This window comes from Sessilibacter corallicola (assembly GCF_021290925.1).
Lineage (GTDB): Bacteria > Pseudomonadota > Gammaproteobacteria > Pseudomonadales > Cellvibrionaceae > Sessilibacter > Sessilibacter corallicola.
Map to the genome: position 1 here is coordinate 496742 of NZ_JAJSLX010000001.1, position 25314 is coordinate 522055.

General features: G+C 42.7%; 21 protein-coding genes. 11 read left to right on the forward strand and 10 right to left on the reverse strand.

Features of this window, described 5'->3' with window-relative positions; genetic code table 11:
• Window positions 1-131: 131 nt before the first annotated feature.
• The gene (locus LU361_RS01975) at window positions 132-848 is read right to left on the reverse strand and encodes a M15 family metallopeptidase (protein WP_233086634.1); all 717 of its coding nucleotides are present in this window, start codon (window positions 846-848) and stop codon (window positions 132-134) included.
• Between the two features lie 196 nt (window positions 849-1044).
• Between LU361_RS01975 and LU361_RS01980 the strand changes: the two genes are divergently transcribed.
• Together LU361_RS01980 and LU361_RS01985 are read left to right on the forward strand one after the other, a co-directional pair.
• Window positions 1045-1356, forward strand: coding sequence for a TfoX/Sxy family protein (locus tag LU361_RS01980; protein WP_233086635.1), 312 nt, complete (start codon window positions 1045-1047; stop codon window positions 1354-1356).
• 1264 nt (window positions 1357-2620) lie between these two features.
• Window positions 2621-3688 (forward strand): S1C family serine protease, encoded by a 1068-nt coding sequence (locus LU361_RS01985; RefSeq protein WP_233086636.1) that lies wholly within the window; start codon window positions 2621-2623, stop codon window positions 3686-3688.
• Between the two features lie 71 nt (window positions 3689-3759).
• Here LU361_RS01985 and sfsA read toward each other — a convergent pair whose 3' ends face one another.
• Window positions 3760-4482 carry a DNA/RNA nuclease SfsA gene (gene sfsA, locus LU361_RS01990; RefSeq protein ID WP_233086637.1) on the reverse strand — a complete coding sequence of 241 codons (723 nt, stop codon included), beginning with the start codon at window positions 4480-4482 and terminating at the stop codon, window positions 3760-3762.
• A 227-nt stretch (window positions 4483-4709) separates the two neighbouring features.
• Between sfsA and dksA the strand changes: the two genes are divergently transcribed.
• The 8 genes from dksA to panB all read left to right on the forward strand — a co-directional run bounded on the left by dksA (window position 4710) and on the right by panB (window position 14910).
• Window positions 4710-5150, forward strand: a complete 441-nt coding sequence (gene dksA, locus LU361_RS01995) for an RNA polymerase-binding protein DksA (protein WP_233086638.1) — start codon at window positions 4710-4712, stop codon at window positions 5148-5150.
• Window positions 5151-5320: 170 nt separating this feature from the next.
• Window positions 5321-6208 carry a tRNA glutamyl-Q(34) synthetase GluQRS gene (gene gluQRS / locus LU361_RS02000; RefSeq protein WP_233086639.1) on the forward strand — a complete coding sequence of 296 codons (888 nt, stop codon included), beginning with the start codon at window positions 5321-5323 and terminating at the stop codon, window positions 6206-6208.
• Window positions 6209-6334: 126 nt separating this feature from the next.
• Window positions 6335-6523, forward strand: a complete 189-nt coding sequence (locus tag LU361_RS02005; protein WP_233086640.1) for a hypothetical protein — start codon at window positions 6335-6337, stop codon at window positions 6521-6523.
• Window positions 6513-9503, forward strand: a complete 2991-nt coding sequence (locus tag LU361_RS02010; protein ID WP_233086641.1) for a sensor histidine kinase — start codon at window positions 6513-6515, stop codon at window positions 9501-9503. The genes LU361_RS02005 and LU361_RS02010 overlap by 11 nt, the downstream gene beginning before the upstream one ends.
• 14 nt (window positions 9504-9517) lie before the next feature.
• Window positions 9518-10945 carry a sigma-54-dependent transcriptional regulator gene (locus LU361_RS02015; protein WP_233086642.1) on the forward strand — a complete coding sequence of 476 codons (1428 nt, stop codon included), beginning with the start codon at window positions 9518-9520 and terminating at the stop codon, window positions 10943-10945.
• A gap of 1169 nt (window positions 10946-12114) precedes the next feature.
• Window positions 12115-13464, forward strand: coding sequence for a polynucleotide adenylyltransferase PcnB (gene pcnB, locus LU361_RS02020; RefSeq protein WP_233086643.1), 1350 nt, complete (start codon window positions 12115-12117; stop codon window positions 13462-13464).
• Window positions 13465-13992, forward strand: a complete 528-nt coding sequence (folK, locus tag LU361_RS02025) for a 2-amino-4-hydroxy-6-hydroxymethyldihydropteridine diphosphokinase (protein WP_233086644.1) — start codon at window positions 13465-13467, stop codon at window positions 13990-13992.
• 90 nt (window positions 13993-14082) lie between these two features.
• Window positions 14083-14910 carry a 3-methyl-2-oxobutanoate hydroxymethyltransferase gene (panB, locus tag LU361_RS02030; RefSeq protein ID WP_233086645.1) on the forward strand — a complete coding sequence of 276 codons (828 nt, stop codon included), beginning with the start codon at window positions 14083-14085 and terminating at the stop codon, window positions 14908-14910.
• Between the two features lie 48 nt (window positions 14911-14958).
• Here panB and LU361_RS02035 read toward each other — a convergent pair whose 3' ends face one another.
• Complete coding sequence (locus LU361_RS02035) at window positions 14959-15495, reverse strand: 6-pyruvoyl trahydropterin synthase family protein (protein ID WP_233086646.1); 537 nt, start codon at window positions 15493-15495, stop codon at window positions 14959-14961.
• Window positions 15496-15808: 313 nt separating this feature from the next.
• Window positions 15809-16585, reverse strand: a complete 777-nt coding sequence (locus LU361_RS02040) for an enoyl-CoA hydratase/isomerase family protein (RefSeq protein ID WP_233086647.1) — start codon at window positions 16583-16585, stop codon at window positions 15809-15811.
• Between the two features lie 631 nt (window positions 16586-17216).
• Here LU361_RS02040 and LU361_RS02045 point away from each other — a divergent pair.
• The gene (locus tag LU361_RS02045) at window positions 17217-18506 is read left to right on the forward strand and encodes a ribonucleotide-diphosphate reductase subunit beta (protein WP_233086648.1); all 1290 of its coding nucleotides are present in this window, start codon (window positions 17217-17219) and stop codon (window positions 18504-18506) included.
• Between the two features lie 1085 nt (window positions 18507-19591).
• On the opposite strand, the gene LU361_RS02050 is transcribed toward LU361_RS02045, so the two are convergent.
• From LU361_RS02050 to LU361_RS02075, 6 genes are all read right to left on the reverse strand, one after another.
• Window positions 19592-20128, reverse strand: a complete 537-nt coding sequence (locus LU361_RS02050) for a 3'-5' exonuclease (protein ID WP_233086649.1) — start codon at window positions 20126-20128, stop codon at window positions 19592-19594.
• 491 nt (window positions 20129-20619) lie between these two features.
• Entirely contained in the window at window positions 20620-21900 is a 1281-nt protein-coding gene (locus LU361_RS02055; RefSeq protein ID WP_233086650.1) for an SAM-dependent methyltransferase, read from the reverse strand.
• Between the two features lie 7 nt (window positions 21901-21907).
• Window positions 21908-22696 carry a DUF1365 domain-containing protein gene (locus tag LU361_RS02060; RefSeq protein ID WP_233086651.1) on the reverse strand — a complete coding sequence of 263 codons (789 nt, stop codon included), beginning with the start codon at window positions 22694-22696 and terminating at the stop codon, window positions 21908-21910.
• Entirely contained in the window at window positions 22696-24012 is a 1317-nt protein-coding gene (locus tag LU361_RS02065) for an NAD(P)/FAD-dependent oxidoreductase (RefSeq protein WP_233086652.1), read from the reverse strand. The genes LU361_RS02060 and LU361_RS02065 overlap by 1 nt, the downstream gene beginning before the upstream one ends.
• Before the next feature lie 26 nt (window positions 24013-24038).
• The gene (locus LU361_RS02070) at window positions 24039-24887 is read right to left on the reverse strand and encodes an SDR family NAD(P)-dependent oxidoreductase (RefSeq protein ID WP_233086653.1); all 849 of its coding nucleotides are present in this window, start codon (window positions 24885-24887) and stop codon (window positions 24039-24041) included.
• Window positions 24820-25281 carry a nuclear transport factor 2 family protein gene (locus LU361_RS02075; RefSeq protein ID WP_233086654.1) on the reverse strand — a complete coding sequence of 154 codons (462 nt, stop codon included), beginning with the start codon at window positions 25279-25281 and terminating at the stop codon, window positions 24820-24822. The genes LU361_RS02070 and LU361_RS02075 overlap by 68 nt, the downstream gene beginning before the upstream one ends.
• Between the last annotated feature and the right edge of the window lie 33 nt (window positions 25282-25314).

Consider the following 25314-nt stretch of genomic DNA (forward strand, 5'->3'; position numbering starts at 1 on the left):
GCCGATTCAAACATGTGTTTTTATAACTCTAACACCTAAAAAGCACCAAACTAAATCTCAAAATTCGTATTAAAAATCAACACATTAAGAGATGAACTTCACCGCACAATTGAGCTTTTTTGTATTAAAAATTAGCCCGAAACACGAATGAACCGGTTATATATTTCAGGTAGATTTTCGAGTATTTCGTTTTTCAAAAGTATGTCGCTACCGGCAATGGTTTGTGCAAGAAAATCTAGATCGAACTGTTCTTCAAATATTTTTGCTGCAGGCGCATAACTTAAATGCCAAGGTTCAGGTGCAATACCAAAAGCATTGTCATCTGCATTGGTTGGCGTCTGATACGGTCTTACAAAACCGACGTCTGGGTTGTCTTCTAACCAGGGCGTCAGCCAGCGGTGAAATTCTTCAAAAACCCCGCCTTCTTGAGTTTCTCTTTGCGTTAATTGGACGTTGTAATCGGAATTTATCGCCTGAGCGTCAATGATATCAATGTCTGTACCCCAATGGTGACGCGACGCCCCTGGTAACGCAGACCATCGTAGAATCGCTTGGACTAGATCCCAGCCTTGCAGGCTTCCGTGTAGAATGACGGTTTCATCAGCCGACAAAACAGCGCGTTTACCGCAAGATTTTGCGTTCCAAATCGACATTTGCGCATTAAAACTGCGAAACCCACTAAAAACTTTTAACTTAAACCCTTGCTTTTTTGCTGCATCTGCTAAAATTTTTAAAGGCTCTATGATATTTGGATGGAGCCTACAACCAAAAGTCTCACATTCAGACAACGGGGCTAAATGTGAGTCGCTCTGACCAGAAATACACGCGTTCGCCAAAATGGTACTCATTGACTACTTTCTCTCAATTTAAGTAACGATGCTGCTACTTTTGGTAACGAAGATCGACTCAACATTCAAAAAATAGGGATGTCTATTTACCCTCAAACTTTTTGAGGTGTAACATAGCATTTAGCTATATAAAAATTACTACAATAGTTCGTTCAACAATCACAAGCGCAATAATAATAAATAAAGGCTAACTAAAATGAACGTAAATAACACTGATCTTATTAGACTTAAAAATATTGGGGCTGCATCGGTCAATATTCTGCATGCGGTGGGCATCCATAACATTGATGATTTAAAAGAGGTTGGCGCGGTTGAAGCCTACGTGCGAATCAAAAATCGCGGAATCAATGTCTCAAAAGTTATGCTCTACGCACTGCAAGGTGCTCTTGAGGATACTCACTGGAATGACCTGAGCCCTGATTCAAAGGCACGTCTCTTAGAAGACGCTCAAGTCCAATCTACCTCTGAGCTAGTTTCAATGCCACCCACAGCCGCTACCGGATCGTAATACTCCGGTACTGGTTAGGACAAAAAACACGCCATTGTTTTGCTTAATACGAGTAGGTTTACACTAACTCCTAATGGCTAGTCTATTGTCTCGCTTACCTGAGTACCTGTCTTATATCTCACAGTGAATAGTTTATGTTCGCTGACAATCAGCGTGCACAAAGAACACGATCTAATTAGTGAAGAGCTTCACAAAAAAGCCAAATATGCGTTCAAATCACAACTTTTTTGAGAATTATTATCAAAAAGACTTTACATGAGAATGAGATTGCTTATCATTAATACATCGACTACGCAGTAGTTGGTTCAGAGGAAACCTTATACATCATGGTCTCTTCTCCTTATCAGGCTAATCACGGTTTTAAGCCAGCTTAAATTAAGCTGGCTTTTTTTATGCCTTTCTCAAACACAAGCCCCCCGCACATTTGCTTTAAACTCAACTGCACTAAGTTCATTGTTCTGAAAAATCGCCATACTGCGTATGCTTAAATAATGACATTTAAGATCAATATTCAAACCATGCAATAAAGTTATTTCAAAATCGATGCTTACCCCAAATAAAAATGAGAATTATTATCAAAAAGACTTTACATGAGAATGAGATTTGTTATTATTAACTCATCAGCTACTTAGTAGTTGGTGCAGAGGAAACCTTACACATCATGGTCTCTTCTCCTTATCAGGCTAATCACGGTTTTGAGCCAGCTCTTTGAGCTGGCTTTTTTTATGAGACTCCGATAATTATCCGGCTTTGCCTACCTTTCTTTTGCAGTTATCTATCACTGGCCTTATTTCGTCTTTTGACTTTTTGTCTTTCCCACGGGCTTTAGCGTTTGCCGCAATCTTAAGTGAATTAACGTCATCAAATAAAAATGAGAATATTTATCAAATAGACTTTACATGCAAATGAGATTTGTTATTATTAACTCATCAGCTACGCAGTAGTTGGTTCAGAGGAAACCTTATACATCATGGTCTCTTCTCCTTATCAGGCTAATCACGGTTTTTAAGCCAGCTCTTTGAGCTGGCTTTTTTTGTTGAATTTTCCAAAATCGAGCTCATCTATTTATCAATCATCCAGTTATTCGCAGCCTGTATTTATAAAAACTGCGGACAACCCGCAAATAATCAGACGTATTTTAATAGCTGAATGATGACTTATCTCTCTGCCATTCGATCACAGACGAATGACGAGAGGTGCCATTAAGTATCGACAAATAACCATCTCAAAAAGTAACAACGCTAAACGAAGGATTACTTCAGCTATGAGTCACGGCTTCAATTATTCTCGATCTAAATTTGCTGGTGTAACTGATAAATTATTGTTTATTTTACTGTTCGCAGTTTCTTCACTGACACACGCCTTAACAGAAGACGAAAAAAACAATATCCAAGTTTTTAAAGAATCCAGCCAATCAGTGGTATTTGTAACCAACAACACTCTCGTTCGAGATCCCTATTCTTTTAACGTCAGCAAACGCCCGCAAGGAACGGGAACAGGCTTTGTCTGGGACAAACAAGGCCACATTGTTACCAATTTCCATGTCATCGACGGTGCCCGAGAAATCACGATTACGTTATCGGACCAGAGCTCTTGGAATGCTGCGGTGGTGGGTTTAGCGCCTGAAAAAGACATCGCCGTGTTAAAAATTGAAGCGCCATCGAAACTCTTGAAACCACTTCCAATAGGCGATTCAGAAGCGCTACAGGTTGGACGTAAGGTGCTCGCTATCGGCAATCCATTTGGTTTGGATACCACATTAACCGTCGGAGTAGTGAGTGCTTTGGGAAGAGAAATTCAGGCGCCCAACCAGCGAACGATTCAGAACGTCATTCAAACAGACGCCGCAATTAACCCAGGCAACTCAGGCGGCCCACTGCTGAATTCAGACGGAGAATTGATTGGCGTTAACGCAGCTATTTACAGCCCCAATGGCGCGAGTATCGGAATTGGCTTTGCCATACCGGTGAATTCAGTTAAGAAAATTGTGCCGGAATTAATTCAATACGGTCATCTCGTCAGGCCAGTTATTGGTGTGGAACTCGCCCCCATTTCTTGGGCCAGGAACAATAATCTGCCGGGCGTACCGGTGCTGCGCGTAACCCGTAATGGACCTGCAGATCGTGCAGGCATGGAGGGAATCACTCGAAATCGTTGGGGCGCAACCATTTTGGGCGATGTCATTGCCAAGATCGACAACAAATCGGTAAACAGTATTGATGAATTATTGGGGGTGTTGGAGTCTTATAAGCCCGGTGATCGTGTGGCGATTACCATAATTCGCCAAAACCGCGAAAAAACATTGCGCCTAACATTGGCCGCTCCCAACTGATAGAGCGACAGTCATACCTCGCGCAGGGGTGCTCACAGCGAGCATCCCTGCGAAATGTGCAAATCTAGAACTCAAGGAATAACAACGGGAATACGCTGCGCCAAGGTAATTTCTGATGGTGAAATAACCGCTTTATAAGCGATGGCTTCTACGCCTTTGGCAACAGCTTTGCGAAGCCATTTGCCGTACTCTTCGTCAATATGATCGGCAGGGGATACAGTCTCAATGCCAGAGTGTTGAACACAATAAAAGATGACCGCTCTGTGCCCCTGATCCACCAGCCCCATCAACGCCTGTAGGTGTTTAGAACCTCGCACAGACACTGAATCAGGAAAAAACCCCTCGCCGTTAGATTCACCGTCCATCAAGGTGACACTTTTTACTTCAACAAAACAGTCGCGATCGTCAGCGCTATGGTCGCGCAAACGAAAATCTAATCGGCTTTCAAAATCTTCACACTTCACTTCTGCCTTTAGGTCGTTGTAACCGGACAACTCGGTGATGACTCCGTTTTCAATCGCTTCGGCAACTAATTTATTCGCTCGCCCAGTATTCACGCCCGCTAGGTGTCCGCTGGGTGTTGTGGTGATCTCTAACGTTTGTGCGTATTTGCGTTTTTTATTGTCAGAGGTTGAGTACCAACAAGGTGTCCCCGGTGCTGTGCAGTTGCGCATCGACCCGGTATTTGGGCAATGGATTGTGAGTGTAGTCCCGTCGGGCTGAGTAATATCCGTTAAAAATCGTTTGTACCGTTTTTCGAATATAGCTTCGTTAAATTCAGGATAAAAGTTCATAAAAAAGGTCTACATATATAGCAAAAAGTCAAAACATTGCGTCTAAAATACCGAATATAGAGAGCAAGTATTACACTGATTGAGAAATATCATCAGCCTGAAAAAAATCTGTAGCATCAGTTACAGGTTTCTGGTAGCTTGCTGTGCTCTGAAAAATTCGGGCTTGAAATATTTAAGAACGCCCAAACATAGATTGCCCTGTGATTTCGACAAAGAGGCGAACAACAATGCCAAACTCATCCACAGCTGACAAAGTTAACACCTACGGTTTGCAACCCTACCAGGAGCAACCGGGCGAAGAATACATGAATGAATCACAACAGGAGCACTTTCGAAAGATGCTCTTGGCGTGGAAGGCTGAGTTAATGGAAGAAGTCGATCGAACCATGAGTCACCTCAAGGATGAAGCGGCGAACTTCCCAGACCCTGCTGACAGGGCCAGCCAAGAAGAAGAATTTAGCTTAGAACTTCGCACTCGCGACCGCGAGCGAAAGCTCATTAAGAAAATTGACTCAACTATCGAGCTTATCGACAGTGATGACTACGGTTATTGCGAGACTTGCGGTGTTGAGATTGGCATCAGTCGCCTAGAAGCTCGACCCACTGCAACTCAATGTGTTGATTGTAAAACGCTTGATGAAATCCGAGAAAAACAAGTCGGCGGTTAACAACAAAAGAAACACCTCAGAGTAAACGGCATCCATTGCTGTTTACTCTCCCTTGATGTTTACTCTAAGCCCCGCACTATGTTTGACTGACACCTGAGGTTCTAGCAACCTGAGGGTTCTATTTTTCTAAAGTCCAATACGAATCACCCCATTCGACCCCTTCTTTTTCTATGACTTCCTATGTTGGTCGTTTCGCTCCCTCACCTACCGGGCAATTGCATTTCGGCTCACTCGTCACTGCATTAGCAAGCTATCTTGATGCTCGAAGTCAATCCGGCATTTGGTTGGTCCGCATTGAAGATCTTGATCCGCCGAGAGAAGAAAAAGGTGCCACCGAATCGATACTCAGAAGCCTAGAATGCCACGGGTTGAATTGGGACAAAGAAGTTATTTATCAATCCAAACGCGCCGAGGTTTTCGATCATTACCTCGAACAATTAAGCAATAAACAGTTATTGTTTCGATGCAATTGCACACGCCAACGGTTATCGAAACTGCACGGCAGTTACGACGGCCACTGTTTAACGTCGCCACCTGAATCTGATTCACCCAGCGCACTGAAAATTGGCAACCTAGCCAATAAAAACTGGAGTTTTGACGATCGAATTCAGGGATTTCAAAAGGAGCATTTGTCGTTTCCGCAAGACAGTTTTGTCCTGGTGCGAAAAGACACTTTGTACGCCTACCAATTAGCGGTTGTGTGCGATGATATTGAGCAAGGAATCACCCACATTGTCAGAGGCAACGATTTGCTTTCGAGTACTGCTCGGCAGATTTTATTATTCGATGTTTTAGAAGCAACGCCGCCAAGCTTTGCTCACATCCCCTTGGTACTTGCCAATAATCAACAAAAACTCAGCAAACAAAACAAAGCTCCGGTTATTGATAACGCCGAAGCGTCAATGAATTTGTTGAATGCGCTAAAATTTTTAAATCAATCTCCGCCAGAAAATTTGTCGGAAGAATCACCAGAAACCATTTTGTCGTGGTCCATTGAGCATTGGCAAATCAATGCCATTCCTAAATTGCCAGGTTTCATTCCGCCGAACTCACTTTGAGGTTTTTGGAATTTTTAACACCGCAATAAAAACGGTAATAAAGGAAGAAAGACTCATTGGCCTTTTTGATTGAGACGTTGATTACTCGTATGATGCTCCCAACCCATAAAACCACTGATTATTTGTATGAATAACCCTGTTGTCACACATCGACTTCTCATACTGCTCTTACTGGTGCTCACCAGCTTTTCACCCGCACTGTTCAGTTGGGTATTAAGCGAACAAGGAACCTGGTATCGACCTTTTATTGTTTGGTCATTTGTAATACTAATCGCCTATTTATTGCAGCGTGAGCGCATTCGACGTGACTTTTGATCTTTCCCTCATTGCATTACTGATTGGTGGGTACGTTGCGTTATTGTTTTTAATCGCCTACTGCACCAACAAAGATTTAATTCCAAGCTCCATTGTAAGTCATCCGGCGACGTACATTTTATCGATGGGCGTATTCGCCAGTGCGTGGTCTTTTTATGGTGCCGTTGAAATCGCAAAAGATTTTGGTCATGGCGCTCTGGCCTACTATATAGGTGCTAGCGTTTTATTTTTGTTTGCCCCGGTAACACTGGCACCCATTGCCGAACTCACACGCCGTTTTAAAATTCCGTCGCTTGCGGATCTTTTGGTGTTTAGATACCACAGCCAAAATGTAGGCATCTTGGTGATGGTATGCAGCTTGTTAGCACTGATTCCGTTACTTTCTGTGCAAATTCAAGCCGTCTCAGACACACTCGCCATCATCACCGCGCCCTCAGAAAGCTTCGACCAAACAGAACCTACTTTTGCCAATCGTGACTTAACCGCCTTTGGTTATTGTTTGTTGCTCACCATATTCACCATGATGTTTGGTGCCAGCCGATTTAAACAACGCGGCCTGGTGGTGACCTTAGCGGTAGAGTCACTGATCAAACTGATTGCGTTTTTAGCAGTGGGTTACTTGGCAATTTGGGGCGTATTTGGCGGCATGTCCGAACTCGATCAATGGTTGGTTGATAACCCAGATCGATTCCAGGCATTAATCGACCCGAACCCAGATCAATCGCCCCACGCGTTACTGATTATCTTTGTGACTGCAACACTGGCCATGCCTCACGTATTCCAGTCTTCAATGGTGAACGCTCACATCAAACGATCCATGCGAATCACTTCTTGGGCATTTCCATTGTTTTTGATGCTCATGGCAATTCCTATTTTTCCGGTGCTGTGGGCCGGTCAATCGTTAGATGTGTCTTGGCCAGTTCAGTACTACACACTCGCGGTACCGCTAGCGGCTGGAAATGAGTGGATCACCATTTTGGCGTTTATTGGTGGATTATCGGCGGCCACTGGAGCATTGGTTTCCATTGTCCTGTCGTGCACGATGATGGTTCTCAACCACGGATTGTTACCGTTTTCCCATTTTGGCAACCAGCGAGACCTCGGCAAGCAATTGGTATTTCTTCGCCGGGTGGTGATTTGCTTTATCTTCGTGGTCGCTTATGTCTTCTTCTTAACATTGCGCTCACGCCACAGTATTTTGGACTTAGCATTGATTGCGTTTGTCCAAATCCTCCAGTTTTTCCCAGCGGTCATTGCCACGCCTTATTGGTCGCGGGGAAATCGCTGGGGACTCATTATCGGTGTTTGCTTGGGGTCGATCGTCAGTATTGGCGGCTTTATGGTGCCCACGCTGTTGGAATTTAACAGCTACAATCTTCCGTTTTTGGGCGTTATCTCTGTTGGCTCGGAACATTGGGACGTTGTTGCTGTGCTGTCCCTTGCCGTAAACATCGCCGGGTTTATCACTGCATCTCTGGTGACACCTCAATCACCGGAAGAAAAATACAGTGCGTCACTGTGCACAGAAGACGAACTCAGTCATCCGGTGCGAGTTATTTTAGACGTTCACAGCTGTGAAGAAATTAGAGACCGATTGGTTTCTTATCTCGGCCCAACTATGGCAGAGACTCAAATTAACCGTGCGATTTCGGAACTCGGCATCAGTTTTTCGGAGCGCCGCCCCTACAGTTTGCGACGTTTAAGGGATCGCCTAGAATCTAATTTATCGGTAATCACCGGGCGTTCGGTTGCAAAAGGAATCATCGACCGAAGCCTTCCTTATCTTCTTCCAGAAAAAGAAGGCAGTACCGACATCAACTTAATTGAGTCAAGACTGCACCGCTACAGAAACCGCCTTTCTGGGATGGCTGCGGAATTGGACAATCTTCGACGCTATCACCGCAACACACTGCAAGAATTGCCCATATCCGTTTGTTCTCTCGGCGGCGATTCGGAAGTCCTGATGTGGAACAAAGCGATGGAAGCGCTTACCAATATTGACGCCTCCTCCGTGGTTGGATCACACATTGATGATTTGCCCAGTCCTTGGAACACCATCATTTCTGACTTCTGCGCCAGCAGCAATATGCATTTGCACGGGCAAGCATTATCGTTTGACAATAACGATCATTTCTTTAACTTACACAAGGCCCAGCTGAGCAGCCCGCACATCTATGACGGTATTGAAGGCCAAGTAATCTTGTTGGAAGACGTCACCGAACTGAAAAAGCTGGAACACAAACTGGCGCACAGTGAACGTTTGGCGTCTGTTGGCCGCCTTGCCGCCGGTGTTGCCCACGAAATTGGTAACCCAGTCACCGGTATCGCGTGTTTGGCACAAAACCTAAAATACGAAGATACTTCTGAAGAGGCACTTGATACTGCTCAGCAAATTCTCTCGCAAACCGATAGAATTAATAGGATCGTTCAATCGTTGGTAAGCTTCTCTCGCTCGGGCGATATTTCTGGAACACAATTCGTTCACATCGAGTTACGCCAGTGTGTGGAAGAAGCCATACAACTTCTGTCATTACAGAAAGACAAAACCCAAGTCGATTATCAAAACCACGTTAAAGACGACATAATGGTTTGGGGCGATAGCCAAAAGTTGATTCAAGTTTTTGTGAACCTGCTGTCCAACGCCAGAGACGCCAGCGAAGAAAGTGGCGCGGTCTCTATCGAAGCGTCTAACCTAAATCGGCACACCGAAATTTGGGTCACCGACGAGGGCCAAGGTATTTCACAAGAACATCTAGAGCAGATTATGGAACCCTTCTTCACCACCAAAGATCCCGGTGAAGGAACAGGACTCGGTTTGGCCATGGTTTACAGTATTATTGAGGATCATCAGGGCGCAATTGATATTGAAAGTCCGGTTGACCCAGATACACTAACTGGGGCACGCTTTATCATTAAGCTGCCGCACAGTGTTGAACCCAAACCTACCGATGACCAGACAAACACCGTTACTTTGAATTAGTTAAGTGATGAACTATGAGTAAAATACTGATCGTTGAAGACGAAGCCATTATTCGTACCGCATTAAGAAAGTTACTTGAGCGGAATAAATACGACGTTTCTGAAGCCAATTCAGTCAAACAAGCCATTGGCAAGTTCCAACTGACAGATTTTGACCTCATCATCAGTGATCTGCGTTTGCCCGGAGCACCGGGTACCGATTTGATCAAGCTCTCGGGCGATGTTCCGGTGCTGATCATGACCAGTTACGCCAGTCTCAGGTCGGCGGTGGATTCTATGCGAATGGGTGCAATGGACTACATTGCCAAACCCTTCGATCACGACGAAATGGTGGCTGCGGTTAAGCGTGTTATCGGTAAAGCCAACGCTGCGGAAACCGCGAAAAAAGGCAACAAGAAAAGCCAAGCAGTTGCTCCTGTCAAAGGCATGATTGGCACCAGTCCGGTCATGAGAGAGCTGTACGGCAAACTCGAAAAAGTAGCACCGACTCCGGCAACAGTATTGATTCACGGTGAAACCGGAACCGGTAAAGAACTCGTCGCACGCTCTCTTCACGCTTTGAGCCCAAGAGCGGATCGCCCACTCATTTCCGTCAACTGCGCCGCAATCCCGGAAACCTTGATTGAATCTGAATTATTCGGCCACGAGAAAGGCGCTTTCACGGGAGCCGCTTCCACTCGCGAAGGTCTTGTCGCCGCAGCCGATACCGGCACACTCTTCCTCGACGAAATCGGCGAATTACCTCTAGAAGCGCAAGCTCGATTGTTACGGGTTATTCAGGAGGGTGAAGTTCGACCGATTGGCGCTATCGAATCTCGCAAAGTTGATGTGCGATTGGTAACCGCCACTCACAGAGATCTGCGCCAATTGGCAAAGACCGGCAAATTCCGAGAAGATTTGTATTACCGCTTGAACGTTATTCAACTGCGCTTACCGCCATTGAGAGAACGTGGAAAAGACGTCATTGCCATTGCCGAAGCGTTGCTGGAGAGATTCTGCGAAGAGATGTCGAAACCGCTACAAGCACTTAGCCCGGAGGCGGTTCAAGCCATTACAACTTACTCTTGGCCCGGCAACGTACGTGAACTTGAAAACGCCATTCAACGTGCAGTTATTCTCAGTGAAAACGACCAAGAAATCAGTTACGAACTGCTCGGCATCGATTTAGACCTAGTTAAAACAGATACACCCGAAAATCACGAGCACGATTCTCCTTACCAGAGCCAGCTCACCCCCGCCGACAGCGGCCAAAAGCAGAGTTCTGCTGACCCGCAAGAAGATCTCTCCCTCGAAGACTACTTCCAACACTTTGTTTTAGAACATCAGGAATCGATGAGTGAAACTGAACTCGCTCGAAAATTAGGCATTAGCCGTAAATGCTTGTGGGAGCGTCGACAAAAACTGGGGATCGAACGGAAAAAGACCTTATCAACCACCAAGTAATCCAGATTGATAAGCTTCATGAGTGCGGTGGCCCTCACTGGGAGCAACGCACTTGCTATGTTATGGGTTGTTGTGAGTTGTGAATTGATAGCCCCACAAACTTACAACTCTGGACTTATAGCCCCGAAACTCAAGACTACACACTCATTCGTTACAGGTAACACGGCTGTTACCCAAACTCTGTTACCTACTGTTTATCAACAACTCCTCGTGACCTTTTATCGTTGCTCGTTGCCCAGAGCCTGTTATTAACAACAGGTAAAAACGATCTTTCACTGTTATCTCTGCCCATTGCCTAAAACCACACTTCTTCCGAGCCCTTACCAGGCTCAACAATCAATTATTCCTTATTGGAATATAGCTAACTAGCCAGTTTAGGCGTAACACAAACTGCCAATAGTTCAATTTTCATACTCAAATTCAGACGTAAGTATTACTTTGAAGCACCTGTTTGTTACTTGGAGTACAAATTTTTGTTACGCGTCGTAAAGTGTTACCCCAAAATGATTAAGTAACAGATATCGGGATAATAGGTAACGAATTGAAAATAGCAAAACGAGATAAAAAAGCCCTGAAAACACGTAAGGCATTGTTTTTATTATAATTTTCAATATTGGCACAACGACTGCTATATACCGAGCATAATAAAAACAACAAATAATAAAAACAACGACACGTATAAAACTACATAACAACAATAAATAATAATTAACGAATAACTGATTATAATAACAACAATAAACAATAATTACTGAGCAACTGACAATAACAACAATAAATAATAATTAATGAAAAATTGACAATAACAACAATAAATAATAATAAAAGAAAATTTGCTTATTAAAACAACAACAATAAAAAACAATTGATATATTTAACAACAACTAGAACGAATAACACTCACAACAATTTGACTTGAATTCGGGGTATTTGCTCCGTAAGTAAACATCAAAGCACGGAAGCCTTGAACTTTGTATAAAGGACTGAAGAATCTCCGGCGGAGGGGTGCATACCTCTCCGTTTTGCTTTATTTAAATTTCACGAATATCTGAGTTTAAAATTCCACCCTGTGACACCACGTGATACACTCGCCCGTCGTTTACTATTTATAGCTTTCACTTAACACTTGCGCAGATCGCGCATTAATAAAGAACTCTCATACTCCGCGCATGCTAAAACGGTTAATCAACCTATTCACAGGCTCCAATGACTCTTCCAAATCATCGGTAATCCCTGCAAGCCAACATCATATTTCATCGAAACAGATCAGCCAGGCCGCTCACAAAGTTATCCACAGACTGATGGATTCCAATTATCAGGCGTTTTTAGTCGGTGGCGGTGTTAGGGATCTCTTACTGGAAGGCTCGCCTAAGGATTTTGACGTTGCCACCAATGCCACCCCGGAACAAGTACGCAAACTGTTTCGCAATTCGCGCATTGTCGGCCGTCGTTTTCGCATCGTACACGTTCGTTTCGGTCGTGAGATCATTGAAGTTACCACATTTAGAAACGATCACTCAGACGACAAAGACAACAATGCCTCGAAATCAGAAGACGGCATGTTACTGCGCGACAATGTCTTCGGTGACATAGAAACAGACGCAAAGCGTCGAGATTTCACGGTAAACGCGCTCTATTACAACCCGCATTCTGGTGACATTTTTGATTACACCGGTGGCTTTGAAGACATTCACCATAAAACGCTGAGAATTATTGGTGATCCGGTCACTCGTTTTAAAGAAGACCCGGTGCGCATGCTGCGTGCGGTTAGGTTTTCCTCCAAACTCAATTTTGATATAGAGCCGAAAACTTCCGCACCTATTTCAGAACAAGCGCCGTCGATTAGCCAAGTATCATCGGCACGACTGTGGGACGAGAGCTTAAAGCTGTTTATGTCCGGCTACAGCGCTTCAATTTATCAACAGCTGATTGATTTTGGCTTGTTCAAAACTCTGTTTCCCGGCAGCTTTGAGCAGATTCAAAACAATCCTCAAGTTCACACCTTCTTTGAAAACGCGATGCGTAACACGGATCGACGTATTCAATCCGGTAAGCGAGTAACGCCTGCGTTTATTTACGCCGTTTTACTTTGGCCAGAAATTCAAGATCGACAAAAGCAACTCATTGCCGATCGTGTTCCGCCGTTGGAAGCCTCCCATCAAGCGTATCAACAAGTGCTGTCTCGACAGATACAGTTGATTAGTATTCCCAAGCGTTTCTCTACAACCATGAGAGAGATTTGGGATTTACAGGCGAGACTGCCAAAACGTGCGGGGCAACGTGCCTTCCGCACCCTAGAGCACGCGAAGTTTCGTGCTGCGTATGATTTTCTGTTATTGCGTGAACAATCTGGCGAAGATCACCACGGTTTAGGCCAGTGGTGGACTGATTTCCAAAACGCAGACCCTGTCGCACGCGAAAAAATGGCCAATGCCCAGCATCGCCAGGGAAGAAACCGTCCCAACAAACGTCGACCCAGACGAAAAAACACATCCATTCAGACTCAGGAAAATTCGTAATTGTTAGGCAATGACATCACAGCCCTTCCAACAAGGGCTTATATTGGTATTGGCTCAAATTTGGAAAACCCAAAGGAACAGGTAAGTTCAGCAATCTCTCAAATAGATGAATTAGCGGACGTTGTCGTCACTGCCCACTCGTCGCTCTACCAAACAGCACCGATCGGCCCTGAAGGCCAACCTGACTACATCAATGCTGTTATTCAAATAGATACTTACCTAGGCGCCCACCAACTGTTGAATGAACTTCAAAACATTGAAAACCAACACGGCAGAACCCGAGAAGTTCGCTGGGGTGCGCGCACGCTAGACTTGGATATACTCTTATTCGGTGAGGAGACCCTATGCGATGATCGTCTACAGGTTCCACACCCAAGAATGTTGGAGCGAAATTTCGTCATCGTTCCGCTGGCAGAAGTTGTCCCTGACTACGTTTTCGCCAATGGACATGACATTCAAAGTACGGTAGAAACGCTCGGTACGATTGGAATTCATAAAATCAAAGAAACCACTGAGCGTATTGCCTGATTGTCGCCATTTGCGGTTGGCATCAGTGATGCTCTCTAACCTCACCTAGCGGTGATGTTCGTGGTTCAACGTAAACATGAGAGAACACCTATGCCATACGGTAAACCAACTGAAGAATCAGCACTGGCAAAGTCTGTTAGCATCAATACCTTGCGCAAAATGAAGCAGGAGAACACAAAATTTGTCTGTGTTTCTCTTTATGATGCTCCTATGTCTGCCATGGCACAAAAGACTGGCATAGAAGTTCTATTAGTTGGCGACAGTCTTGGAATGACTGTACTCGGCTATGACGACACTATCCCAGTGACCATGGAACACATGATTTATCATGTTGAAGCAGTCCGACGCGGTAACAGCAAATCCCTAATCATGGGAGACATGCCGTTTATGACCTATGCAACACCTGAGCAAGCCATGCAAAACGCTACTCGCATTATGCAAGCAGGCGCACACATGGTGAAACTCGAAGGCGGTGAATGGATTGCAGAAACAGTAAAAATGTTGACCGATCGCGGAATCCCAGTGTGTGCTCACGTCGGACTAACACCACAGTACGTTAATAAATTCGGCGGCTTCCGAGTGCAAGGTCGCAGCGAAGAACAAGCCCAGGTTATTTTAAACGACGCGAAAGTGTTGGATGAAGCCGGCGCTGACCTTGTCGTACTTGAGTGCATCCCAAGCCAACTGGCTAAAACCATTACTGAATCGGTGGAAATGTCTACTATCGGAATTGGCGCTGGGGGCGACACAGACGCTCAAGTATTGGTGATCAATGATATTTTAGGCCTGACAGAAAGACCGCCTAAATTTTCTAAAAACTTCTTGGAAGAAACCGCGTCAATACCGGGTGCGTTGATGAAATACGCTGACGATACTCGAAATGGTGTTTTCCCGAGCGAAGAACATATTTTCGTGTAAAACCCAAATTCAGCTCCAAATACGGTGTTTGGAGCTGAAACTTTATTGCTAGTCTTTTCTCTGCCAGCAACTCTTCCCTTCTTGCCCTGGCCCAGACCCTACACAGACAGACAGAGCTGTTATCGAGCCATCACTAAATACATCAGAAGCCAGTAGTTGCTGAAGAATGTAATGCGAAAACTCCTCAACCGTAGTATTTCGAATCGGCAATACTCGTGTATCGGCTTTCAAAAACTGCATCTCCTCACCATTGAACGTCACGTAGAAGTAGCGCTCGCTGTCGGATACCGTCAGATACGGCGAATTACCAGGCAACAACAAATATTCATCAAGTTCAGCACAGCAACGTTTTAATTCGTCTTTGTACACTCGGTAGTTACTGGCAAAACCGTTGTCCCCGACAATTACTTCCAATTCTGCAGAAACAGTAAAATTATGACCGTGCAAACGCTCTCGTTCGGTGGCGGAAAATACGGTGAAATGTGCGGCTGAGAATTTCAGATATTCTTTGCTGAAAGTCAGAATGACTGAGCGTTGCGCGCTTTGAGTATCGGTTGAATGGCTATGCTCTGAATTATTATTCATTAAATTAAAGGACCTGTGATCAACTCCAAATGACTTCGTATGACCTCAAACATACATACCCGAGACAACAAGTGATTCATCACCGTTATCTCAGCAGGCTTATTTTTAAGTGCACTCTTGATGGTTAGTCTGAAAGTTAGAACTTTTAGAACTTAGAGCTAATCTAGAGGTTTTGTAGATTATCCTCAATAAGACTATTCTAGTACAACACCTTTGCATTTGAGCCCCAGCTAACACGATGAGGCTCAGAAATGCGAGGCAGGTAAATCCTGCCACCTGTTATACACACTATGCTATTGAGCGATCAGTCACACTAGAAAAACTTTGGATCACGCTTTTCAATAAATGCGTTGAGTCCTTCAGTTCGGTGCTCTGATGCAAACGCTTGCGCAAATAAACGAGCTTCTAGATCTTCAGCTTCACGTTGCGGAAGATCATCGCCTTCATAGATCGCACGCTTCACCAATCGCAAAGAATTGGGGCTGCGAGACGCAATGACTGCAGCTTGCTTCAAACAATGTTCCATAAGTTGATCGGGCTCGACCAATTCAGCAGCGACACCCCACTGCAATGCTTGCTGCGCGGTAAAGATATCGCCGGTTAGGCAAATCAAACTGGTCACACTTTTGCCAACACATCGCAACAATCGTTGACTGCCACCGAAGCCTGGCAAAATACCTAAAGCTACCTCAGGCGCTCCGAATTTGGCCGTGTTACTCATCACGATGTAGTCGCACGCAAGCGCCATTTCGAGGCCGCCGCCAAGTATGTAACCATTAGCAGCCACAATAACCGGAATGGGTAACTGCTCTATTTTGCGAAAAACTTCTTGCCCTTCTTGAGCAACTTGCAGTCCGTCTTCTGGTAGACGCGCCGCCATTTCTTTAATATCAGCACCGGCAACAAACGCTTTTTCACCTGCTCCCGTTAATACGATACAACCAACATTTAGATCAACGACCTGCTCACAAAACGCCGTTAACTCCGACATCACTTCTGCGTTTAAGGCATTCATGGCTTTAGGTCGATTGATAGTGAGTACGCCAACTCGATCTATCTGTTCAAAGGTCAATGTGTTGAAGTTCATCATACTTACTCTTTATAAATTTGATCGTTTGTTATTTTGAGTGATTATAACAACTGACTGTGTCTTTTTAAGTCGCCCAATAAAATCATGAGATTTACGCCAAGATTACTGAGCTAACGTAAAATTATTTCTCAACACCCTGTGGAAAAACCTTTCTAATTTGTACAAAACACCCTCTGATCGGGCGTGCATTGTGACCTAGGCCACCCTTTTAGTTGTGGATAACTTGTGAAAGCCAAGTGCATATCTAGTGCTTACATTTTTTTTCACCACTATATGTTGTGCTACCTGTTATTTTTGCCTATAGTCTAAAATAACTTCCGAGATGAGATGTAGGCTGGATTCAAGTCACCACTCATAGGTGAAGCAACTGTGGTAGGTAGAAGGCAGACAGAGCGATGACTTTCATCAAAATTGGCCGGTAAAAATAGGTAAACAACGATAAATTTTTGCGCCAATTCGTAATTCACACCCACCTAAGCACTCAATATCAGTGACTTAGCGCAGTGCTTCTAAAGTCATCACATCATTGAGCAGAACTGACCGTTCAAGTTTTTATATTCGTAGTAAAAGCGCCATTCATAAATTTTGAATGAGCTGCTTCTTTTTAATTTCACGCAAAGGGTTTTCCATCATGTTAAGTTGGGACGATTTCGATACCGACGACCACTCATCTGTTACTAACAAGCCAAAAACAGCTGAACCTGTAAAACAGGAAGTAACCAAACCAGCACCCGCAAGCACATCAACTTCGGCGCCCGCACCACAAGCGGCAGCTGTCGAAACGAAAGCAGAGTCTTCATCAGCAAACCTAGGTGAAAAATCATCTAACGTAGAAGCGGCATTAAAATCCATCGCCGAAGCGGATATCGCTCCGGGCTTAGAAGAGTTGGAAATGGGTGCAGCACGCGTAGAAGTTGACGATAAACGAATGATTAACTGTCGAGCTGATTTGAACCAACTCGTACCATTTAAGTACGACTGGGCTTGGCAAAAATATCTTGATGGCTGTGCCAATCACTGGATGCCACAAGAAATTAACATGAATGCCGACATCGCACTTTGGAAAAACCCCAATGGCTTAAGCGATGACGAACGCCTAATTATCATGCGTTCATTAGGATATTTCTCAACCGCTGACAGCCTAGTTGCCAATAACTTAGTGTTGGCTATTTATCGCTTAGTAACTAACCCAGAATGCCGCCAATACATTTTGCGCCAAGCTTTTGAAGAAGCCATTCACACTCACGCCTATCAATACTGTATTGAGTCTTTGGGGATGGATGAAGGCGAAGTGTTTAATATGTATCGCGAAGTACCTTCTGTTGCGGCAAAAGCAGCTTGGAGTATCGCGCATACCCGAGGACTTAGCGATCCGTCATTCACCACAGGTACGTTTGAATCCGATCAAGAGTTACTGAGAAACTTAGTCGGCTTCTACGTTGTTACCGAAGGTATCTTCTTCTACTGTGGCTTCTCTCAAATACTGTCTATGGGTAGACGTAACAAAATGACGGGTGTTGCTGAGCAATTCCAATACATTTTGCGCGATGAATCCATGCACCTTAACTTTGGTATCGATGTTATTAACCAAATTAAGCTAGAGAATCCTCACTTGTGGACCGAAGAATTCCGCCAAGAAATTATCCAAATGATTTTGGAAGGTGCGGAATTAGAAATTCAATACGCCAGAGACACAATGCCCCGCGGTGTCTTGGGTATGAACGCTTCAATGATGGAAGAATATCTGCACTTCATCGCTAACCGTCGTCTATCCCAGCTTGGTCTGCCGGAGCAATATCCAGGGGCTGAAAACCCATTCCCTTGGATGAGCGAAATGATGGACTTACGCAAAGAGAAAAACTTCTTTGAAACTCGCGTTATTGAGTATCAAACTGGTGGAGCATTGAATTGGGGAGAATAAATCGAGCATGATTTTTTAATCGCTACGATACCTAAAATGCTTACATTCAAAAAAAGAGGGCTAGGCCCTCTTTTTTGTTTTATGGCACCTAACTTTACGACTCAAACCAAATCAAATAAATATCAAAACTTTCACTATCAGCCTAATAGCCTGACAAATAAGTAGATCGATAAATCAATAGAAAGTAACAAATAAGTAAGTCGAAAAAGGTATTATTTTTTTGATTGCTCAATCAAAATTTTTAAATAAGCTCTAGAAGATACATTCCAAATACTCTCAGTTATTCCGTAATTACTACGATCGTCTATCATAAAAATAATTAAACCTACCTTTCCCCCGGCAATTTGCCTCTAATAAAAGAAAGATCGTTCCAATAATTATAAATAAAAATTATTGGTTAAATAATCTAAATTCATATTTGATATTTCACATTTAAAAATTATCGACTACCAAGTGAGAGATATCTCACAAAAAGAAAAGTAATTTGCGCCTGTTCACATTTTTAATGTGAATGCATACTACAAATCACAGGGACGTTATCAAGGAAGACAAAAGACCAAGGTTGGTCTTAAAAGGATTTTTCAAACGGCAACAGTTGGCAAGGATTTGCGAACACGGATACGCCGAACGGAATGGAAGTAATACTTTTTGATGAAATAACCTGAATACACGGACGTAAACAAGGATAAGTCTGACGGATCAATCAGCGCAGGTTACTCTCGACGGCAAGGGATGCTGTCTTAATAAAAAAAGGAATTTAGAGAGGCACGAAGCCTTTCCGGCTAGGGAAAGCCATCATTTATTCACTTCAAATGAGTTTTTGGAATAGATATTTGAATTTATAATAACTATTCCAAATTAACTTTCTCATATTATCGAATTATAAATTTTTATAATTACTTCGATTAACTCTTCCGACCAATCAAACCAACGTCACGTCATTCTATAAATTGAAGAAGTAACCGAATTTATTAAGAACAGCTTCTGCTTGAAGAGCATCTGATATTTATGGAACAAGCATTATTGATAGAGCTTAAAACGAAACAAAGCCCGGCATGAAATGCCGAGCTGCAAAAGAGAAGGGATCAATAAGAGTAACTGTTTTGAGTCGCTACAAAAGTTTCTTGAATTAACAAAGCATCGTTTAAGGCACGATGAATTTTCTGGCCTAACTCTTCCGACAACCGTTTCTTAGCATAAGACCAATCTTCTAATTGTTTCTCAGAAGTAATTGCCTCAATCGGACTCACAAAAAACTGCCTGCGAATCTGGGCTCGGTTAAATAAGGTATCAACCCATGGTTTATCAACGACCCAAGCGTCGCTGTATAGGGTTTGGCCAAGCAAAACCGCGTTTAACTCCTGCGCAACTTCGACAGGTTCTCTACCTTCTGTCATCAGCTGTTCACGGGAGATGCCATGCAAAGCTTCAGCATCGTCATCCCAATGCGTCCAGTCATTGAATGGCTTGATCAAATATGAAAATCGTTGACCGGTATTCAAAACAACACCGATCTCAATTGGATAACTATCAGATCCGAAGCCAGAGGCTTCAACATCAACAATCGGGGGACGCTGATGGCGATCTACTGCAAATCCTTTCGCTGTGCGTAATATACTCATTTTATTCTCGTTATTATTTACTCAATCCTATTAATTTCATGCCTTTAACTACCTCAATAATAACCAAATCCACATATAAGAATAATAGAGTTTGATTTCTTCTTGAATTTCGAGTTGAGACACTAGCTTACTAGTATGACATTCTTTCAATAAACATAAGACATAAATTTGAAAATATCCAAAATTAATCAGGATTTTTAAAACGATGTGTATCTAAGAAACACAAAAACAAATTTATTTGAGAATATTCACTCAAGTTTATATAAAAAATACCAAAAGTAACTCTAACTAATAGTTGAAATAAATAACCTTAATTAACCATTTAACAGTAAGTTCTCAGGAATAATAAATATTGAATATATCGATTACTAAAAATAAATCCTTGAAAATAACCGACAATAATTCAATTCATAAGATTCGACAAAACACAAAGCCTAAAAGTTCTTGTCATATCAGAATAAATATTACCAAAACCTAAGAACCTTGACTGGTTAATAAGTAGTGCGAATAGTTCGAGAAAAGTCTCGCGCGTTTGGCTTGGCCATCAAAATTTGAGCAGTACCTATCACGCGCTCTTGGAATCCCCCCTGGCAGTACAATAGGTAATACTCCCACATACGTTCAAAAACCGAATCGAAACCAAGAGATCGGACTTTATCTAGGTTGTTGAGAAAGTGATGTCTCCAAGAGGCAAGTGTTAACGCATAATCACGCGTCATATCAGCCAAAGAAACAATTTGCATATTCGTATTTTTACGTACGTGCTGGGTAATCACCTCAATGGAAGGCAAGGCACCACCTGGGAAAATGTACTTTTGAATAAAATCGACTGACCGTCTGGCTTGGTCGTATTTTTGATCAGGCATAGTGATAGCTTGAATCAACATTAATCCATCTTCGTGCAACATTTGTGAACAGGTTTCGAAAAAAGAGGAATAATATTTATGACCAACAGCTTCAATCATTTCGATAGATACGATTTTATCGTACTTGCCGGATAAGACTCGATAGTCTTTACACACCACTGTAATTTGATTTTCCAAGCCTTCACGTTTCACCCACGCCTTCGCGTACTCGTATTGTTCCTTGGAAATAGTCGTGGTGGTTACTCGACAGCCTGTCGTTTTAGCAGCAAAGATCGCTAAGCCACCCCACCCTGTGCCAATTTCCAGCAAATGATCGTCTTTTGATAAATTAAGCGCACGACATACCTGACGCATTTTATTGATCGAAGCTTGCTCTAAGGTATCGTCATCGGATTCAAAAACTGCCGATGAATACATCATGTTTTTGTCTAAAAACAATTTAAAGAAATCATTACTCAAATCGTAGTGAGCAGAAATATTAGTTTGTGAGCCGTTTATATTGTTGCGTTGTAAATATTTTGTAAAACCAAATAAAATATTTTTGAACACACTCCATCGTCCATTCATGGCCTGCATTAACGCTTGGTTTCTTACCATTAATCGAACCACGTTAATTAAATCAGGAGATGACCACGCCCCCACCATATAAGATTCACCGGAACCAATGGAACCTCTCAGCAGAACTTGGCGATAAGCGGATGGATGAGACACATTAATTTTAGCCACAATTTCTGCACTTCGTTTGTCTTCGCCAAACGAGTACTGCTCACCAGATTCAACAAGTATTAAATGTCCGACCTTAATCTCACGAAAAAGCTTAAATACGGTGGCGCGTGCCAAACGATCAATTAAACGGATATCTTGTCTATTTTTTATTTTGGCCTGATCTATACTAACGGTTTTCATTGATATCTCACTTCAGTGATTTCGGGTGTGGAAAAATTGGGACTTTTTTCAAAAACAACTTAAAAGCTTGCCAATAAATACCCCAAACAACTTTCATTGTCATGCAAGGGTGTTCAACAAATAGTTTCTTTAGACGATTTTTAGAAAAGCTCTGTCGTTGTAGCGATAACGTAGCATCAAACACACGCTCGTCATCGCGATTACAAAGCAAATGAATATCCAATTGTTTTTCTTTTACGTTACTGCGCCAAACATACTGTAAATCCATTCCGTGAAAAGGCGACACATGCATTGCTTTATCAAACAAATAGTTTTCGACCCGGTTATTATCGTCGCAATGAATTAAGTAATGCTTACGTTCTCCCCAAGGAGTATTCGTTACCTCAGCGATAATGTATTTTATATTTTCGCCATGATTATCAAACATAAAATACACGGAAATCGGATTAATCAAATACCCAAAACAACGCACATTGGTCAGCAACGTAATTGGTCCAGAAGTGGGTGTATAACCTTGACTGGCAACCCATTGACAAATAGTTTCTCTGAGTGGTTGGCTACCACCATCAAAATAATCTTCTCTTTTCCAAACCCAAGGTTTAAATAGATTCCATTTACGAGAACTTGTATTTAAAAATGGCATTTGCTCTATTTCATCGATATTCAAATAAAACATGAATACCGAATATGAAAACTCATGAGCCGTTGGGTAGAGTCTACGGTGATTCACCCACCCTTTAAAAACACCGCTTGTACTGCAGTTTTTAGGTAATTCGTTAGATACGCTATTACCCATCAAGCACCTACCAACCTTTCATTTTTAATATTTTCTTCGCAAAGAGTACCCATAGTGGCCAAGAGTTTGTCAGCCACTTTCTTAGCGCTTGCAACACCATCTTCATGAAAGCCATTACCCCACCACGCACCACAAAACCAAGTTCTGTCTTTGTTAATTAAATTCCATTGTGATTGCGCTTCGACACTTTCTAAAGAAAAAGTAGGGTGGGCATAATGATAGGTACCAATAATTTTATTTTCATCAATTAGATCTGTACAGTTAAGAGTGACGCAAAAAGTTTTATCACTCTTCAAACCTTGTAGGATGTTCATGTTGTAGGTTAAGACTGCTTCACTTTGAAAAAAGTCTTCCGATGCGGAATTCAGCAATTTATAGTTCCAACTTGACCACACTGATTTTCTCGATGGTAACTGACTCTCATCCCAATGCAATACGACTTCATTATTGTTGTATAAACACTTAGAAATTACACTGCGTTCATCAGTGGTTGGATTTTCCAATATTTTTAACGCTTGATCACTATGGCAAGCAAACACAACATGATCAAAGGTTTCTAGCTTGCCATTGATAATAAGATCAACACCATTTTTGTAACGTTTCGCAGAAGTAACTTTGGAGTTACAGTGAATGTTGTTCGCAAAACCTTGAGTAATTTTTGGAATGTAGTTTTTTGAGCCGCCGTCAATAACATACCACTGCGGTCGGTTTTTAATGGATAACAAACCGTGATTTTTAAAAAACCGGAGGAAAAATAACACCGGCATATCCAAACTGTCTTGCGTCGACTTAGACCAAATTGCACTGGCCATAGGAATAAGATAATGAGTAACAAAGCGGCCGCGAAGATCATTCTTAATTAAATAATCATTCAGTGAACGGCCATCATTCAAACTACCCGATTCTAAGTCCTCCAGAGCAATTTTGTTAAAGCGCACGATATCTCTGAGCATTTGCCAATGATCCAAACTGAATACGTTCGACGTTTGAGCAAATAAACCAGAAAAACCATTGCCGCAGTACTCTAATCCGGTTCTATCACACGAGACACTGAAACCCATACTGGTTGGTTTGTAGTCAACCTTATTGTCGTGAAGGATTTGGCGAAACAAAGGGTAGTTGCGATCGTTAAAAACAATAAAACCTGTATCAATACTATATTCAACACCATCCAAATCGAAATCGATTGTCGCGGTGTGTCCTCCTACACGGCCGTCTTGTTCGTAAATGTGTACGTCACATTGTTCTTGCAGAAAATAAGCTGTGGACATTCCAGAAATGCCAGAGCCAACAATGGCAACTCTCGGTTTTCTCATAAAATTAATCTTTAACTGATTTAGGGTTAAACGTCGTTTTCTCTGCGCATTTTTTTTGCGACCGAGCCAAACCAAAGCTGAGGCCACCAACGGTAGATTTGCAATAACCAATACAATTTTTTTGGAAAAATAATACGTTTTTTCCGCTTCGCCAAGCCGTCGATAATAATTTGGCTGGCTTCATCAACAGACATTAAAAATGGCATCTTAAAGTCGTTTTTATCCGTTAACGGAGTCTTAACAAATCCTGGTAAAACGGTACATACATCAATACCAATAGGTTCTAAATCGATTCTTTGACATGCCATAAAATATTCAAACGCGGCCTTAGAAGCGCCGTACGCTTGAGCCCGTGTAAACGGTGCTTGCGCTGCCAGTGATCCAATTCCCATGAAACAACCTCTGGTATCACTTTTCTTCAGCAGCGGGATAGACAATTCTAAAATGTCGACCGCAGCAAAAAAATTTACGGCAAAAACCCGTCGATACAAGGCGCGATTGTTATGCAAATCGTCAACATATTCACAAATACCAGCGCAATAAATAACGCCATCTAATGAATCAATCAATTCAGGCAGCGTTTTTTTTACAATGAGAAAATCATCTTCTGATTGCAGATCAAAAACCAATACCGTTACGTGATTTGGGTACTGTTTTTTTAGGTGCTCTAACGCCGTTGCGTTGCGACCACTGACAATGACATGATTTTCTAAACGAGCCAAGTCAGTCGCCAGTTGCAATCCGATCCCTGAGGACGCACCCAGCACCCAATAGTTTTTATTGCTGCAAACTGAATCTGCTTGTGCGTTACTCATCATTGGCAACTCGTTGACGAATCTTTCGAGTGATTGCGCCAAACACCGGTATGTTTTCATAAAGCATGGCGCCTACGTCATAGTAATCAATATGACGAATGACTTTACCCAGAGAAAACTCCAATGAGCTTGCTCCTTCGACCTCTATTTCTTCTCCAGAACGAAGTTTTTTATGCTTAAAAGACATTGTCCAAAATACCGCCGAACTGGGACCGGATTCGATTACTTTGACGTATTCAAACTGGCATTTCACAAGAGAGGTAGACAATCTGGAGAAATATTTTCTTAAATCTGGTAAGCCCTGAATTTCGTGAATAGGGTCACTGAACACGATATCTTTGTGGTAGATGTCGGGAAGGCTGTCGATTGTGTTGGAATCAAAATTGGCGTAGTTATCCAAAAAACGCTGCAAGTGAATTGATGTCACTGTGTTGGGTAGAATGGCGTTATTCATATATTCGGGTCTTTGTGAGATCACACCTTTCAC